Here is a 16,565-nt window from a genome sequence, read left to right on the forward strand (position 1 = left end):
CACCCCATGGGTGACGCCGAACACGTTCTCAGCGCGCGCACATCGCACGCTCCTATGATCGTGTCCGTGACGAAAGCGAGACCCGAGGCGTTGGCCAGAACCACCGCTGCCGACCCGGTACCCCCTCGCGTCAAGGCCGCGAGCACCGCACCCGATAACCCCGCGGCATTCTCCGGCGACGCCGCGGCCGCAACTGCCGAGCCCCCCACGGCCCTGGGCGCACGACTGCTGGCCTGGCTGCAGGAGCTGACCCAGTTCGGCCTGGTCGGCGCACTCGCCTTCGTCATCGACTCCGGCCTGTTCAACCTGTTCCAGCACGGTCCGCTGGGCGTGCTCGCCGGGCACCCGAACACCGCCAACGTGATCTCCGCCTGCGTGGCCACCTGTTTCTCCTGGGTGGCCAACCGCTCCTGGACCTACCGCGGTCGCACCCAGGAGAACACCGCCCGGGAGGCGTTCCTGTTCGCCTTCGCCAACGCCGGCGGGATCCTGATCACCCAGTTCTGCCTGCTGTTCACCCACCACATCCTGGGCCTGAGCGGCCCCCTGGCGGACAACATCGCCGCCTACATCGTGGGCTTCGCCCTGGGTACCGCCTTCCGCTTCCTCTTCTACCACTACGTGGTGTTCACCGGCGACGCCGCCTCCCGCGACCGCTGAGTCGACCACCCGTCGGGGTCGCAAGCCGCGCGGCTCACACCGGCGTGCCCAATTCCACAGGCCAGATGCGATGCCCGTCTCGGCGGGCATTCAGGGTTTATTCCTACCCTGTAAACGTGACTGCACTGATCCCGGTAACCGCATTGTCCTCCGGGGCGCTGTCGGCCCTGCCCGCCATGCCCGCACCCGCGCTAGGCCCGGAGTGGCTCGACGCCGCCAACATCATCACCAAGATCGTCGAGTGGTTCGGCCCCTGGGCGATCGTGGGCGTCATGCTAGTCATCTTCGCCGAGACCGGGCTGCTGGTCGGCTTCTTCCTGCCCGGCGACTCACTGCTGTTCACGCTGGGAATGTTCGTGGCCACCGGTGCCGTCGGCGTGCCCATCTGGGTGGCCGCACCCCTGCTGTGGGTCGCCGCGATCGTCGGCAACCAGACCGGCTACCTCATCGGACGCAAGGCGGGCCCGGCGATCTTCAACCGGGAGGACTCGCGCCTGTTCAAGCAGGAGTACGTCGAGCGCACCTCCGCCTTCTTCGAGAAGCACGGCGGTAAGGCGATCACGCTGGCCCAGTTCGTGCCGATCGTGCGCACCTTCACCCCGGTGATGGCCGGCGTCGGCCGGATGCGCTACACCCACTTCCTCGGCTTCAACATGCTCGGCGCCACCTTCTGGGCCTTCGCGATCACCTGGCTCGGATACTTCCTGGGGTCCATCACCTGGATCCAGAAGAACATCGACGTGATGATCCTGGCCATCGTGTTCGTGTCGGTGCTGCCGATGCTGATCAGCGCCGTGCGCAGCAAGCTGGGCTCCTCCAAGGCCGCCTCCGAGCAGCCCGCCGTCGTCGAGGTCGAGGTCGCCGAGTAGGCCGCAGACGGGAGCGGGGTAGCACCCCTTGCGTTGACGAACCGCCACCGGAACAGGCGAACCGTCAACCTCGCCCAGCCACCGGTGCCCCTGCGCCGGGAACACGAGTTCGCGTCAGGAACACGAGTTTTAGAGCTTTGCACGTACCCTGCGCCCGCAAACCTCCAAAACTCGTGTCTTTGCGGGGAACTCGTGTACGAGACGACGCCCAGCGGCCGAGCGCAGACTGCCCCGCGGGCCGTCAGTTCACGGTCGCGGGCAGCAACTCGATGGCGTCGGGGTTGTCCTCCAGGTAGTCCTCCACGGCGTCGTTCTGGAAGGCCTCGAACAGCGGCGCGTCCGCCTCGGCGTCCAGCAGGACGATCGACTGCCCGTCGGCGCTGGTGCCGGTGCCGGTCGTCGGCACGGTCATGAAGTTGATGTCCGTGGAGTGGATGCCGCGCAGAGCGGTCGCCAGGGACTGCATCTCCCCGATGGTGAAGTCGTCGTCAACCGCCAGGGTCTCGGCGACGGTGGTGAGGAAGGAGTACAGCTTCGTCGGGCTGGTCAGGATGCCGTTATTCAGCACGGCCCCGACCATCGCCCGCATCCAGGCCTGCTGGCGGTTGACCCGGTCGAAGTCGCCGCCCGGCAGACTCTTGCGCTCGCGCGCGTAGGCGAGGGCCTGCTCGCCGTTGAGCAACTGTGCGCCGGCGTTGAAGTCGGTGCCGGCGAGTGTCTGGTCGTTCTTGAGGTTGATGGTGACCCCGCCGATCGCGTCAGTGATCTTGCTGAAGGATTCGAAGTCCGCCACCACGAAGTGGTCGATGCGCACGCCCGTGAGCTGCTCGACGGTCTGGATCGTCAGGCTCGGCCCGCCGTAGGAGAAGGCGGCGTTGATCTTGTTCTGCCCGTAGCCGGGGATGTCCACCCAGGAGTCGCGCGGGAGGGACATGACGGAGACGTCCTCGCGGTCGCCACTGATCTGCACCAGCATGATCGCGTCGGTGCGCTGCGCGCCGGCCTCCCACTGGTTGGGGTCACCGGCGCTGATGCGCGAGTCGGAGCCGAGTACGAGGATGTTCGTGGCCGGATCCTCGGCGTCCTGCTCGGGGGCGCGGTCGGCCGAGTCGATTGCGGCGAAGGGGTCGCCGATGGTCTCGATATTGCCCGACAGGTGGTTGCGCAGCCACAGCCCGCCGACCGCCGTGCCGGCCACAATCACCAGCACGACGGCGAGCACGGACACCAGCGCTATGCGCCAGCGCCTCCCGCTGCGTTGCTTGCGCTGCCGCCCACGCGCGGTTTCAGGCTGGCCGACGCCGCCCAGCACGTCGTCGTTGAAGTTGCCGGGGGCGCCATCGCCCGCGCGCTGCTCGTCATCGCTCATGGCTCAATCTGACCACACCGCGCCGACGCGAGAAGCCGCGCCGGCGCGGGGTTCCGATCACAAGCAGGTTGCGACGTCACGCCAGGCGGTACATCCAGTTGTAGGGGTCCTCCAAACGCCCGTACTGGATGCCGGTGAGACGCTCGTAGATCTCGTGGGTGACCTCGCTGCCCTCAATGGACACGTCGAAGCCCTCACCCTTCAGCCGCCCCAGCGGCACGACGACGGCGGCGGTACCGCAGGCGAACACCTCGCGGACCTTGCCGGAGGAGATGTCCTCCAGCAGGCGCTCCAGTGGAATGGTCTCCTCCACGACGCGCCGGCCGGAGTCCTGCAGCAGGCGAATGATGGCGCTGCGCGTGTTGCCCTCCAGGATGGTGCCGGTCAGCCGCGGGGTGCGCACGGTGCCGTCGGAGTCCACCACCATCACGTTCATGCCGCCGAGCTCCTCGAGGTTCTTCTCGGTGACGTCGTCGAGGAAGCACACCTGGTCGCAGCCCCGGGCGTCGGCCTCCTCCTGCGGCAGCAGGGACGAGGCGTAGTTGCCGCCGGTCTTGGCGAAGCCGGTGCCGCCGCGGCCGGCCCGGTGGTAGTCCTGGGCCACCCAGATGGAGATGGGCTGCAGGCCGTGGGTGAAGTAGGCGCCCGACGGGGAGGCGATCACGTAGTAGTCGATGGTGCTGGCGGAGTGCACGCCCAGGAAGGCCTCGGATGCGAAGGCGAAGGGGCGCAGGTACAGGGACTCCCCCTCACCGGAGGGCACCCAGTCGGCGTCGGTGCGCACCAGGTCCACCAGGGAGGCGATGAAGTCGTCCTCCGGCAGTTCGGGGATGGCCATGCGCCGGGCGGACAGGTTGAGCCGGGCGGCGTTGTAACGGGGCCGGAAGGTCCAGATCGAGCCGTCGTCGTGCCGATAGGCCTTGATGCCCTCAAAGATCTCCTGCGCGTAGTGCAGGACGGCGGCGGCGGGCGACAGCGTTAGGTCGCCGAAGGGGACGATGCCGTAGTCGCCCCAGCCGCCCGCGCGCGTCCAGCGGGCGTGAGCCATGTGGTCGGTGAACACCCGGCCGAAGTGCAGGTCCGTCAGCGCCTGGGCGCGCTCGGCGTCGGTGGCCGGGTGCGGATTGGCGGACAGGGGGAAGCGCCCGGCGAGCGCGTCGGCGGGAGGGACCGGGACGGCGGCGGCGCGGGCCAGGGGCGTGTCTAGTGAATCGGGTGTGGATGCGACGGCTGGGGCAGACATACCGGCACTGTACCGCCGCTCCACGCAGCGGACGGGCGTCTCTCACATACTGACTCCACCCGCGCCGTCGGCCTCGCCCGGGCGCGCATGCCCCGGCGAGCAGGCCGACGGCGTCGCCCGCCTGGGCCCGCCCATGACCCGCGTCCGGGCCGGCGTGCGCGCCTGTGTCAGCCGCGCACGGCGGCAGTGATGGCGTCCCCGATCTCGCTGGTGGTGCGCACCAGCGGAGCGCCGGCAGCCTCGGCCGCGGCCCGGGCCGCCATGTCGGCGTCGACGGCGGCCTGGACGCGGGCGGCGGCGGTGTTCAGACCCAGGTGGCTGAGCATCATGGCGACGGCGGAGATGGTGGCCACCGGGTCGGCCTTGCCCTGGCCGGCGATGTCCGGGGCGGAGCCGTGCACCGGCTCGAACATGGAGGGGAACTCGCCGACCGGGTTGAGGTTGCCCGAGGCCGACAGGCCGATGCCACCGGTGACGGCGCCGGCCTCGTCGGTGAGGATGTCGCCGAAGAGGTTGTCGGTGACGATCACGTCGAAGCGGCCCGGGTCGGTGACCAGGTAGATGGTGGCGGCGTCAACGTGGGAGTAGTCCACCTTCACCTCCGGGTACTCGGCGCCGACCTCCTCGACCACGCGGCGCCACAGGTGGCCGGCGTTTACGAGCACATTGTGCTTGTGCACCAGGGTGAGGTGGTGGGCGGGGCGGGCCTGGGCGGTCTCGAAGGCGTAGCGGACCACGCGTTCGACCCCGTAGGCGGTGTTGACGCTGACCTCGGTGGCGATCTCCTGCGGGGTGCCGGTGCGCACGGTGCCGCCGTTGCCGCAGTATAGGCCCTCGGTGCCCTCGCGCACCACCACGAAGTCGATGTCCCCGGGGTCGGCCAGGGGCGTGGCAACGCCAGGGTAGTACTTGGAGGGGCGCAGGTTGACATAGTGGTCCAGGGCGAAGCGCAGGCGCAGCAGCAGGCCGCGTTCGAGCACGCCGGAGGGGACCGACGGGTCGCCGACGGCGCCCAGCAGGATGGCGTCGTGGGTCTTGATGTCCTCCAGCTCGGCGTCCGTGATGGTCTCGCCGGTGCGGTGCCAGCGCTCGGCGCCCAGGTCGAAGTCGGTGGTCTCCAGGGTGACGCCGCCGTCTTCCAGGACGGCCCGGAGCACCTTCAGGCCCTCGGGCACCACCTCCTTGCCGATGCCGTCGCCGGGAATCACTGCAAGCTTGATGGTCTGCGTCATGCGGCGACCCTAGGCGGATCGGCCGTCGCCCCGGGCGGGCATCTCAGATACCGGCGCAGCCGGGGCCGCACCCCCGCACCGACTCAGTCCGCGGCCGCTGCGGGGCCGCCCAGATATGCCTGTACGGTGCTGCGGGGAACCGGACGCATGCCCTGGCCGCCCTGCCAGCCCTGGGCACGCCAGGTACCGGCCAGCGGGTGGAAGTCCACCGCCTCGCCGCGTGTGCCGTCCCCACTGCGCGTCTTGCGCCCGACGGCGCACAGCACTTCGGCGTCCTCGGCGCACTGGAACAAGTTGGGCGAGTGCGTGTTGACGACGACCTGTCGCAGGTGCTGCGCGGCGGGTGTCGACAGGCCGTGCAGCAGCCGGTACAGCTCCGGGAGCTTGGCCGGGTGGATCCCATTCTCGGGCTCCTCCAGGCACAGCATCCCCGAGTAGTCCTCCGCCACCCCGATCGCAGCCAGCGTGAGCAGGCGCAGCGTCCCGTCCGACAGCGCCCGCGCCGGCAGCTCCGGGGCGTCCCCGACCTGGGCCCGCAGCTCCAGGGCCTGACGCACCGGGTCCTCCGCGATCGTGAGGCTGCGCACGTCGACCAATGGGGCGACGGCGTCGCACACGCGGTGCAGCACCACGCCGTCACGCCCGGCGGCCAGGTTCTGTCGGTAAAGCGCCGCCGGCACATGCGCCCCGGAAGCGGAAATGGTGCGCCGTTCCATTAAATCATCGGGGGCACGCATGGCGCTGGGCTCCAGGGCCAAGAATCTCCACGACGACATTTCTGTGCGCGCCGCCAGAATGGTCGGGTATTCGGCACTGGCGACGGCGGAAAGCACGGTGCGCTGGGCGCCATCGGCGAGCACCCGCCGGGGTCTGCCACTGGCTTCCCGGTGAACAATTACCGCGCCTTGACCGTGAGAAATCTGATAGTCGAGGAAACGACCCTCCGACTCGGAGCGTCCGCGGGCAATCAACCGCCGACACGCATCCGCCTCTGGGAAGCGCAGGCCGCCGGCGGCATCGTCCAGTGCGTGCAGCTGCTCCCGCGCCAGCCGCAGGCGCAGGCCGCCCGGGACAGTCGGATCCTGCTGCGCGGCGATCTCCACCTCGTAGCGCACATAACCGCACGACGGCGCCACAGTCTGCCCGAACTCATCCTCCGCCCGCGGTGGCAGGATCATCTCCGCGGCGAACCCCAAGTTGGCGGTGCCGTCCAGCACGCCGGCGGAGAGCAGGGAGGCGACGTCGAGATGCCGCTGAGCGGTCGGGCGCACCTGGAGGCAGGCGTCGTGAAATGAGTTACCACTGAGCAGGGACAGGAACTCGATGGCATTGAGCAGGTTGGATTTCCCCACCGCGTTGGGGCCGGCGATGCAGGTGAATGGCCCGAAGTCCACCCTCACGTCGACGAGGTTCTTGAATCCCGTTACCTCGAAACGAGTAAGCACGCTTCTGCCCCCCTCGCCTCCCGTCAATACACCTCTCAGTTTATCCTCAGGTAAGTACCAATATGTGAGAACGCGTCAGCGTGCTCAAAACGCGACATTGGCCGCATCCTGTAACGATTAAATCCGGAGAAAACGCGGGGGCGGCGGGCCGAAGTCCGCCACCCCCACTGGGATGTATTAACACCGCAAAGTCCGTTACAAATGGTTGAGCATTACGCCCACCCATTCTCTTCCGGAAGGATGCGGCCTGCCGATGGCTCAGCGCGCGGCCGAGCCCTCGGTGTAGTCCTTGTCGCGATCGGCGCGCCAGGCGAACATGGAGCGCACCTCGCGGCCAACGGCCTCGATCGGGTGGGCCTCGCCCTCGGCGCGCAGCCGCTTGAACTCTGGAGCGCCGGCCGCCTGGTCATCCATGAAGCGCTTGGCGAAGGAGCCGTCCTGGATGTCCGCGAGGACCTCCTTCATGTGCTCCTTGACGTCGGGGGTGATCACACGCGGGCCGGAGACGTAGTCGCCGTACTCGGCGGTGTCGGAGCAGGACCAGCGCTGCTTGGAGATGCCACCCTCGTTGATCAGGTCGACGATGAGCTTGAGCTCGTGGCAGACCTCGAAGTAGGCCATCTCGGGCTGGTAGCCGGCCTCGACCAGCGTCTCGAAGCCGTACTCGATCAGCTTGGAGACGCCACCGCACAGGACGGTCTGCTCACCGAACAGGTCGGTCTCGGTCTCCTCACGGAAGGTGGTCTTGATGGCGCCGGCGCGGGTGCCGCCGATCGCCTTGGCGTAGGAGAGCACCAGCGGCCAGGCCTGGCCGGAGGCGTCCTGCTCCACGCAGACCAGTACGGGCACACCCCGGCCGGCCTCGAACTCACGGCGCACGGTGTGGCCGGGCCCCTTGGGGGCGACCATCACCACGTCGATGTCCTCGGCGGGGGTGATGTAGCCGAAGTGGATGTTGAAGCCGTGGGAGAACAGCAGGGCGGAGCCGGACTTGAGGTTCGGCTCGATCTCCCGCTTGTACAACTCGGCCTGCACCTGGTCGGGCGCCAGCACGACGGTGACGTCGGCCCAGGCCACGGCCTCGGCGATCGGCTTGACGGTCAGCCCGGCCTCCTGCGCCTTGGCGACGGAGCTGGACCCCTCGCGCAGGCCGACGACGACCTCCACGCCGGAGTCGCGCAGGTTCAGCGCGTGGGCGTGGCCCTGCGAGCCGTAACCGATGACGGCCACCTTCTTGGACTGGATGACCGACAGGTCGGCGTCGTCGTCGTAGAACTTCTCAGCTGCCATGGTGAGTTCTCACTTCTCCTTGAGTTGATCGGTGATGGAACGGGGACCGCGCGAAATCGCGACCGCACCGGATTGGACGATCTCCTTGACCCCATGGGGGGCCAGGGCGTCCAGAAGGGCCTTGACCTTGGACTCCGAGCCTACGGACTCGATGACGACCGAGGTCGGGGACACGTCCACGACGTGCGCCCGGAACAGGTCGACGATCTGGAGTACGGCGGTCCGGTTGGAGTCATCGGCACGCACCTTAATGAGGTACAGCTCGCGGCCCACCGAGGTGTCCGGATCCAGCTCGACGATCTTGATGACGTTGACCAGCTTGTTCAGCTGCTTGGTCACCTGCTCCATGGCCGGGCCCTCGGCGTCGGCGATCACCGTGATGCGCGAGATGTCCTCGTGCTCGGTGGGGCCGACCGCCAGGGAATGGATGTTGAAGCCGCGGCGGGTGAACAGCGCGGACACGCGCGTGAGCACGCCGGGCTTGTTCTCCACCAGAACCGAAAGCGTGTGCTTCTCGCTCATGGTCTCACTCCTCCTCCCACACGGGGCTCATCCCGCGCGCGTGCTGGATTTCGTCGTTGGACACGCCCGCCGCGACCATGGGCCATACCTGGGCGTCGGCTGACACGATGAAGTCGATGACGACCGGGCGGTCGTTGATGGCGTTGGCCTGGGCGATCACGTCGTCGACGTCCTCGAGCCGTTCGCAGCGCAGACCGACGGCGCCGTAGGCCTCGGCGAGCTTGGCGAAGTCGGGGATGTGCTCGGTGCCGGCGCCGGTGTGCAGGTCGGTGTTGGAGTAGCGCTCCCCGTAGAACAGGTTCTGCCACTGGCGCACCATGCCCAGGGACGAGTTGTTGATGATCGCCACCTTGATGGGGATGTTGTTGAGCGTGCAGGTGGCCAGTTCCTGGTTGGTCATCTGGAAGCAGCCGTCGCCGTCGATCAACCAGACCGGGCGGTCCGGGCAGGCCTCCTTCGCGCCCATGGCGGCGGGCACGCCGTAGCCCATGGTGCCGGCGCCGGCGGAGGTGAGCCAGGAGCGGGGCTGGTTGAAGTGCAGGTAGTGGGCCGCCCACATCTGGTGCTGGCCGACGCCGGTCACCCAGATGGTGTCCTTGTCCGCCGCCTTGTCCAGGTGGGTGATGACCTCCTGGGGCTGGAGCAGCCCGTCGTCGGTGTCGGTCCAGTCGGTGGGGTAGGTGACGCGGATGTGCGCGACCTCGGTGAGCCACTGGTCGATCTCGGCGCGCGGCTCGACGGCGAACTGCTCGCGGCAGGCCGCGGTCAGGGCCGGCACCACGTCCTTCAGGTCGCCCACGATGGGGATGTCGGCGGTGCGGATCTTGGAGATCTCGGCAGGGTCGATGTCCACGTGGATGACGGCGGCATGGCGGGCGAAGGTGTCCGGCTTACCGGTGACGCGGTCGTCGAAGCGGGCCCCCAGCGTGATGATCAGGTCGGCGCGTTGCAGGGCGCCGACGGCGGCGACGGTGCCGTGCATACCGGGCATGCCCAGGTTCAACGGGTGGTCGGTGGGCAGCACGTCCAGGGCGGTCAGCGTCGTCGTGAAGGGGGCGCCGACCAGCTCGACCAGCTCGTTCAACTGCTCGACCGGCACGCCGGCGCGGCTCAGGCCGCCGCCAAGGTAGAAGACGGGGCGCTCGGCGGAGGCGATGGCCTCGGCGGCCTGGGCAATGCGCCGCTGGTTGGGCTTGCCGGGCAGGCTGTAACCGGGCAGGTCCATACGCGGCGGCCAGTGGAACTCGGTCTCGCCGACCTGGGCGTCCTTGGTGAAGTCGATGAGCACCGGGCCGGGGCGGCCGGTAGAGGCCAGGTGGAAGGCCTCAGCGACGCGGCTGGGGACCTCGTCGGGGGAGGTCACCAGGAAGGAGTGCTTGACGAACGGCATGGTGGAGCCGACGATGTCCGCCTCCTGGAAGGCGTCGGTACCGATCGCGGTGGAGCCGACCTGGCCGGTGATGGCGACCATGGGCACGGAGTCCATGTGGGCGTCGCCGATGGCGGTGACCAGGTTGGTGGCGCCGGGGCCGGAGGTGGCCACGCATACGCCGACCCTCCCGGTGGCCATGGCGTAACCCTCGGCGGCGTGACCGGCGCCCTGCTCGTGGCGCACCAGCACGTGGCGGATCTTCTCGCTGGCCAGCAGCGGATCGTAGAAGGGCAGGATCGCGCCGCCGGGCATGCCGAAGATGTCGGTAACGCCGATCTCCTCCAGGGAACGCACGAGCGCCTGGGCACCTGTCATCTGTTGGTTCTGGTCCGGGGAACCACTGTCACGAACCATCGTCCGCCCTCCTATCCGTGAGCTCAGCGTGCTTGGGTAACTTGCCCGGTCGGCCGGGGCCGACTCAGGTGGAACCGTATGATGCCGCGCGCCGCAACGTCGATTTCACCGTCCGTTGTCTCACATATTGGAATCACGTGCCGCGGGCGCGGGCGCACGGAGTGCCCGACGACGACGGGGCGGCGGACAGCCGGCGGTGGGGCAGCCGCCGCATATTGCTGTATACGGCCACATATGTCAGACGTCTCGCGCCGGCGCGGTCTTTGGTCCGCCCGATGAGCTAAAGCGGGATGCCAGAATACTGCCGTCAAATACGCAGCTATGCGGCCACGGTGTGGGCAACGCCGTCGGCCCGTGCAAGAGGAAGGCGGCATCAGCACGTGGTCACCGGACTACTCAATGCCTTGGCCGAGAACCCGGTTCTGGTCCTATTCCTGCTAATCGGCATCGGCATGCTGGTCGGACACATCAGGGTCGGTGGCGTCAGCCTGGGGGCGGCGGCCGTCCTCTTCGCCGGGATCGTCCTGGCCGCCTGGGGCACCGCCGAGGGCATCACCATTGAGGTGCCCGCCCAGATCGGCACGCTGGGGCTGGCGATCTTCACCTTCGCGATCGGCATCCAGTCCGGCCCGAACTTCTTCCACGTGCTGCGCACGGCCGCCGGGCCACTGGCCATCATGCTGGTGGTGCTGGTGGTCGGCGCCGGGGCCGGCCTGGCCGTGGGGCGCGCCCTGGGGATGAGCTCCGCCATGATCGCCGGCGCCTTCGCCGGTGCACTGACCAACACGCCCGCCCTGGCCGCCGCCGGCGGGGCCGCCACCGCGGCCGGCAACGCCGACGGCATGGCGATCGCCACGGTCGGCTACGCCGTCGCCTACCTGTACGGCGTCATCGGCATGCTGTTCTTCTGCCTGCTCGCGCTGCGCTACCGCCGCTCCGACAAGGACGCCCCCTCCCCCCTGATCAACCGCACGGTGCGCGTGGAGCGCGACGACGCCCCGCAGCTGGGCGACATCGCCGAACGCGTGAGCGGGGAGATGAAGTTCTCCCGCCTGCGCCGCGGCGAGACCGGCCCCATCACCCGGCCGACCCCCACCGACCGGATCTACAAGGACGACCTGATCACCGTCGTCGGCACGCAGGACGCCGTCAACCAGGTCATCGCGGAAATCGGCCACTCCTCCTCCCACTCCCTGATCGAGGACCGCCGCTACCTCGACTTCCGCCGCATCACCGTCTCCGACCCGAAGCTGGCCGGGCACGCCCTGAGCGACCTCGACATCGACCACAAGTTCGGCGCCACCATCTCCCGCGTGCGCCGCGGCGACGTGGACATGGTGGGCACCCCCGACCTGGTGCTCCAGCAGGGCGACCGCGTGCGCGTCGTAGCGCCGACCGGCCGCATGGCCGAGCTGTCCAAGTTCTTCGGTGACTCCGCCCACGGCCTTTCCTCCATCAACCCGGTGGCGATGGGGCTGGGCATGGCCGTCGGCATCATCATCGGTGAGTGGGCGATCCCGCTGCCGGGCGGCTCCACCTTCTCCATCGGCTCCGCCGCGGGCACGCTCATCATTGGCCTGATCTTCGGCCGCATCGGCCGCATCAAGGGCTTCGTCACGGCCATGCCGTTCACGGCGACGGCGGTGCTCTCCGAGCTGGGCCTGCTGATCTTCCTGGCGCAGGCCGGTACGCGCGCAGGCGGCCAGATCGCCAATGCCTTCACCGGCGGCGACTGGTGGAAGATCCTGATCACCGGCTTCGTGATCACCACGATCGTGGGCTTCGGAATGTACGCGTCCATGCGCTGGATCGTGAAGATGGGCGGCACGCGCCTGTCCGGTCTGCTCGGCGGCCTGCAGACGCAGCCCGCGGTGCTGGCCTTCGCCAACGAGCGCACCGGCTCCGACCCGCGCGTGGCGCTCGGCTACGCGATGGTCTACCCGGTGGCCATGATCGTGAAGATCTTCATCGCCCAGTTCCTGGGCGGGTTGTGAGCCGACGCTGCGCCTACCGCGGCTCAACGCCGCGGCGCAGCAGGCCCACGATGTGGCCGTCGGTCAGCGCCTCCCAAGAGGCCTCGACCACGTCCGTGCCCACGCCGACGGTCGACCAGGTCTCCTCCCCGTCGGTGATGTCGATGAGCACGCGCACCACCGAGCGGGTACCGCGCTCGGTGTCCAGGATGCGCACCTTGTAGTCGGTCAGCTCGAAGTCGGCGGTCTCGGGGTAGACCTGCTCCAGTGCCGCGCACAGCGCGTGGTCCAGGGCGTTGACGGGCCCGTTGCCCTCCCCCAGGACCGCGAAGCGCCGCCCGCCGGCCCACAGGCGCACGGTGGCCTCGGTCTCGGTGACGGTGTCGCCCTCGGTGGACAGCAGCCGCTGCCCGGGCAGGGGGCGGGCCTGGATGGAGGCGCGCCAGGACTCCACCCGGAAGTACTCCGGCAGGTCGCCGCGGGCGGTGCGCAGCAGCAGCTCGAAGGAGCCGTCGGCGGCGTCATAGGTGTAGCCGGCGGCCTCGCGCGCCTTGACGGTCTCGGTCACCCGGGTGAGCAGCTCCCGGTCGCCGGCGGTGTCGATGCCGAACTCACGGGCCTTGAGTTCGATCGAGGCGCGCCCGGCCATCTCCGAGACCAGCATGGTCATGGTGTTGCCCACGCGCTCGGGATCAATGTGCTGGTACAGGTTCGGATCCACGCGGATCGCGGAGGCGTGCAGCCCGGCCTTGTGGGCGAAGGCCTTCGCGCCCACATACGGCAGGCGGCTCGACGGGGGCCGATTGACGATCTCGCCGACGTGCCGGGAGACGGCGGACAGTTCGGCCAGGCGGCGGGCGCGCTCGGCGGGGTCGCCGGGCAGTACCGCAAAGTCGGTCTTCAGCTCCAGATCGGCGATGAGGGTGAGCAGGTTGGCGTTGCCGGTGCGCTCGCCCAGCCCGTTGACGCAGCCCTGCACCTGGCGGGCGCCGGCCTCGACGGCGGCCAGCGCTCCGGCGACGGCGACGCCGGCGTCGTCGTGGGTGTGGATACCGATGGTGCAGTCGTCGTACCCGGCCCGGTGCAGTGCCTCCCGCAGGCGGGTCACCCGCTCGCCGACGCGATTGGGCAGGGTGCCGCCATTGGTGTCGCAGGGGATGACGGCGGCGGCGCCGGAGCGCGCCGCGGCGAGGGCGACGGCGATCGGGTATGGCAGGTCCGGCTCGCCGACGACGCCCGTGGCCTCGCCGCCCGCGGCGCCTTCCGCCGAACCGGTCACGGAGGACGCGGAGGAGGAACCGGCCGCCCGCGCCTCGGCGTGGTCGATGCCGTCGAAGAAGTGCTCCAGATCGACCATGACCTCGCGGCCGGCCGCGGCCAGGACCGTGACCGTGTCCCGCACCATGCGCAGGTTCTCCCCCAGGCTGGTGCGCAGGGCCCGCTCGACGTGCACCGGATCGGACTTGGCTACCACCGTGACCACGGGCGCGCCGGAGTCCAATAGGGCCTGCACCTGCGGGTCGTCGGCGGCGGACACGCCCGCCTTGCAGGTGGAGCCGAAGGCGACCAGCCGGGCGGTCTGCAGCTCCAGTTCGGTGCGGGCGCGGGCGAAGAACTCGGTGTCCTTGGGGATGGCGCCGGGCCACCCGGCTTCGATGAAGGCCACCCCGAGGTTGTCCAGCAGCCGGGCGACGGCCAGCTTGTCGGCGACGGTGAAGGCGATGGACTGCTGCTGGGCCCCGTCGCGCAGGGTGGTGTCATAGGCGGCGACGTTGAGCGTGCCTGCGGGCATATGCGGTCCCCTTCCGCGGTGGCTGTTCACCGGAGAGTCTGTCACATTCCGACACGTTGTCTGCTCCCGCGGTCGCCGCACTCTGAGAGGGTGCTCACCCGCGGGCGTCAATCCGTGGCACGCGCGGTGCAAGCCCGGTAGCGTCTACGCGTTGATCCGCAGGCCCGCTGGCATGCTGACGTAAAGGAGTGGCCCATGCCCGACGACAGCCGCACCGTGTCCGTGTTCGGCTCGTGCGTCAGCCGTGACACGGTGGAGGTGCTGCATGGCCGGGGCTGGCGGGTGGGAGCGTATGTGGCACGTCAATCCCTGCTGTCGGCGGGGTCGCAGGCACCCGCACACGCCCTGGACCTGGATGGTCTGGACTCGCCCTTCGTCAAGCGCGTGCATGCCGAGGACCTTGCGGGCGACCGGCACTCCCGTCTGGCGGCCGCGGCACCGGACACGGACGTGCTGCTGTGGGACATCGTCGACGAACGCCTGGGCGTGCTGGAACTGCCAGACGGCGAACTGCTGACCCGCACCACCGAGGGGCTTACCGCGGGCCTGTACGACTCCCTGGTGGGTGCCCGCCTGCTGGAGTTCGGCTCCGACGAGCACTTCGAGCGGTGGGCGGCGGCGCTGCCGGCCTGGCACGCGGAGCTGGCCGATCTGGCCCTGGCCGACCGCACGCTGCTGCTGCAGACGGCGTGGGCGCTGGAGGATGAGGACGGCGCCGCCACCCCGACGTCGTGGGGCATGGGCGCGCCGGAGGCGAACTGGTTCTCGCAGCGCTACTACCAGGCCGCGGCGGAGGTGACGGGCGTGCGCGTGCTGCGTCTGCCGGACGAGCTGACGCTTGCCGGCACACACCACACCTGGGGGCCGGCCCCCTTCCACTACCAGGACACCGCCTACGCCTGGCTGGCGGACCGGATCACCGACTTCGCCGCCGAGTCCCGCTGACGGCGAGGTCCCACCCCGCGGACCGCACCGCCCGCTTCGCCCGGTGGAGGGCGCACCGCTCGCTTCCCGCGGCGGGCGGCATGCCTCCCCGCCACGCCACCAAAGGTCACGTTAACGCCGCGTCATCGGCACCCCGACACCGCTCGCGCATACACACGCTAACCTTTGAAACGTCTTTGCCAGGGGATCCCCTCTCTGGCAGCAGAGTTCCCGTCAGGAGTGCCCGTGCCAAAGAATGTCATGGTCGTCTACGGCACGCGCCCGGAAGCGATCAAACTGGCTCCGGTCATTCGCGGGCTGCTCGACCACCCGGCCCTCGACGCCACACTCGTATCCACCGGACAGCATCGGGAGATGCTGGCGCAGGTCAATCAGATCTTCGGCCTGGTGCCGGACCATGACATCGACGTCTTCGAGTCCGGCCAGAACCTCAACGCCCTAACCGCCAAGATCTTCGCCCGCCTAGACCCGGTGCTGGAGACGGTGTCACCGGACGCCGTCCTGGTGCAGGGGGACACGACCACGGTCGCCGCCGCCGCGCTGGCGGCCTTCTACCGCCAGGTGCCGGTGGTGCACCTGGAGGCGGGCCTGCGCTCGGGTGATCTCGTCTCCCCCTTCCCGGAAGAGGCCAACCGGCGAGTCACCTCCCAGCTGGCGGCGCTGCACCTGGCGCCGACGCCCCACGCACGAGCCAATCTGCTGCGCGAGGGCGTAGACCCGGACGCGGTGGTGGTCACCGGCAACACGGTGATCGACGCGCTGCTGCACACGCGGGCCCATAACATTCAGCCCGCCAATGCGCGCCTGCGCGACGCCGTCGGCGCCCACCGCCCGATCATCCTGGTGACGGCGCACCGGCGTGAGAACTGGGGCGAGGCGATGGATGCCGTCGGCCGGGCGCTGGCACGTCTGGCGGCCCGTTACCCCGACCACCTGATCGTCCTGCCCACCCACCGCAATCCGCTCGTGCGGGAGGCGGTTCTCCCCCACGTGGTGGGGCTGGAGAATGTGTACGTCTCCGAGCCGCTCGCCTACGGCGAGTTCACCACCGTCATGAACGCCGCCCAGATCGTGCTCACGGACTCGGGCGGCATCCAGGAGGAGGCGCCGAGCCTGGGCAAACCCGTGCTGGTCATGCGGGAGAACACCGAACGCCCGGAGGGGCTGGAGGCCGGCACGGTCCGCCTGATCGGCACGGCGGAGGACCGTCTGGTTACGGAGGTCTCCGCCCTGATCGATTCCCCCGACCTGTATGCGCAGATGGCCCACGCCGCCAACCCCTACGGCGACGGCTTCGCCGCCGAACGGGCGGTTGCGGCGATTGCCGCGCTGCTCGACGCCGGCGAGCGCATGCCCGATTTCCGTCCCACCGCATCACGCCCCACCGATCACCTGAGGTCAGTATCACTGTGAGTCCCCTGAATCCATCCCCCGCCCCC

Annotated in this window: 13 protein-coding genes; 5 read left to right on the top strand and 8 right to left on the bottom strand. The window is 69.3% G+C overall.

The features are described 5' to 3' along the window. Positions 1–54 precede the first annotated feature (54 nt). Positions 55–660, top strand: a complete 606-nt coding sequence (locus BN1056_RS01445; RefSeq protein ID WP_210578487.1) for a GtrA family protein — start codon at positions 55–57, stop codon at positions 658–660. A 176-nt stretch (positions 661–836) separates the two neighbouring features. Next, a complete protein-coding gene (locus tag BN1056_RS01450; RefSeq protein ID WP_244671450.1) occupies positions 837–1,529 on the top strand; it encodes a VTT domain-containing protein in 693 nt (230 codons plus the stop codon). A gap of 241 nt (positions 1,530–1,770) precedes the next feature. Here the strand turns inward: BN1056_RS01450 and BN1056_RS01455 are convergent, their stop codons facing one another. From BN1056_RS01455 to BN1056_RS01485, 7 genes are all read right to left on the bottom strand, one after another. Then, entirely contained in the window at positions 1,771–2,898 is a 1,128-nt protein-coding gene (locus BN1056_RS01455) for an LCP family protein (protein ID WP_210578488.1), read from the bottom strand. Between the two features lie 76 nt (positions 2,899–2,974). Beyond that, on the bottom strand, positions 2,975–4,141 hold the full coding sequence (locus BN1056_RS01460) for a branched-chain amino acid aminotransferase (RefSeq protein WP_210578489.1): 1,167 nt from the start codon (positions 4,139–4,141) through the stop codon (positions 2,975–2,977). Between the two features lie 167 nt (positions 4,142–4,308). Continuing rightward, a complete protein-coding gene (locus BN1056_RS01465) occupies positions 4,309–5,373 on the bottom strand; it encodes a 3-isopropylmalate dehydrogenase (RefSeq protein WP_210578490.1) in 1,065 nt (354 codons plus the stop codon). Between the two features lie 83 nt (positions 5,374–5,456). After that, positions 5,457–6,818 (bottom strand): AAA family ATPase, encoded by a 1,362-nt coding sequence (locus tag BN1056_RS01470; protein ID WP_210578491.1) that lies wholly within the window; start codon positions 6,816–6,818, stop codon positions 5,457–5,459. A 258-nt stretch (positions 6,819–7,076) separates the two neighbouring features. Beyond that, positions 7,077–8,108, bottom strand: coding sequence for a ketol-acid reductoisomerase (ilvC, locus tag BN1056_RS01475; RefSeq protein WP_210578492.1), 1,032 nt, complete (start codon positions 8,106–8,108; stop codon positions 7,077–7,079). Between the two features lie 9 nt (positions 8,109–8,117). Beyond that, on the bottom strand, positions 8,118–8,630 hold the full coding sequence (ilvN, locus tag BN1056_RS01480; protein WP_073327221.1) for an acetolactate synthase small subunit: 513 nt from the start codon (positions 8,628–8,630) through the stop codon (positions 8,118–8,120). A gap of 4 nt (positions 8,631–8,634) precedes the next feature. Then, a complete protein-coding gene (locus tag BN1056_RS01485) occupies positions 8,635–10,416 on the bottom strand; it encodes an acetolactate synthase large subunit (protein ID WP_210578494.1) in 1,782 nt (593 codons plus the stop codon). A gap of 380 nt (positions 10,417–10,796) precedes the next feature. Here BN1056_RS01485 and BN1056_RS01490 point away from each other — a divergent pair, with 380 nt between their 5' ends. Next, a complete protein-coding gene (locus BN1056_RS01490; protein WP_244671447.1) occupies positions 10,797–12,410 on the top strand; it encodes an aspartate:alanine exchanger family transporter in 1,614 nt (537 codons plus the stop codon). A 13-nt stretch (positions 12,411–12,423) separates the two neighbouring features. Here BN1056_RS01490 and BN1056_RS01495 read toward each other — a convergent pair whose 3' ends face one another. Next, positions 12,424–14,181, bottom strand: a complete 1,758-nt coding sequence (locus tag BN1056_RS01495) for an alpha-isopropylmalate synthase regulatory domain-containing protein (protein WP_210578498.1) — start codon at positions 14,179–14,181, stop codon at positions 12,424–12,426. A gap of 195 nt (positions 14,182–14,376) precedes the next feature. Here BN1056_RS01495 and BN1056_RS01500 point away from each other — a divergent pair, with 195 nt between their 5' ends. Both BN1056_RS01500 and wecB read left to right on the top strand, forming a co-directional pair. Next, entirely contained in the window at positions 14,377–15,126 is a 750-nt protein-coding gene (locus BN1056_RS01500; RefSeq protein ID WP_210578500.1) for a DUF6270 domain-containing protein, read from the top strand. Between the two features lie 240 nt (positions 15,127–15,366). After that, positions 15,367–16,539 carry a non-hydrolyzing UDP-N-acetylglucosamine 2-epimerase gene (gene wecB / locus BN1056_RS01505; protein ID WP_210578504.1) on the top strand — a complete coding sequence of 391 codons (1,173 nt, stop codon included), beginning with the start codon at positions 15,367–15,369 and terminating at the stop codon, positions 16,537–16,539. Positions 16,540–16,565 lie beyond the last annotated feature (26 nt).

Source organism: Actinomyces succiniciruminis (assembly GCF_900002405.1).
GTDB lineage: Bacteria > Actinomycetota > Actinomycetes > Actinomycetales > Actinomycetaceae > Actinomyces > Actinomyces succiniciruminis.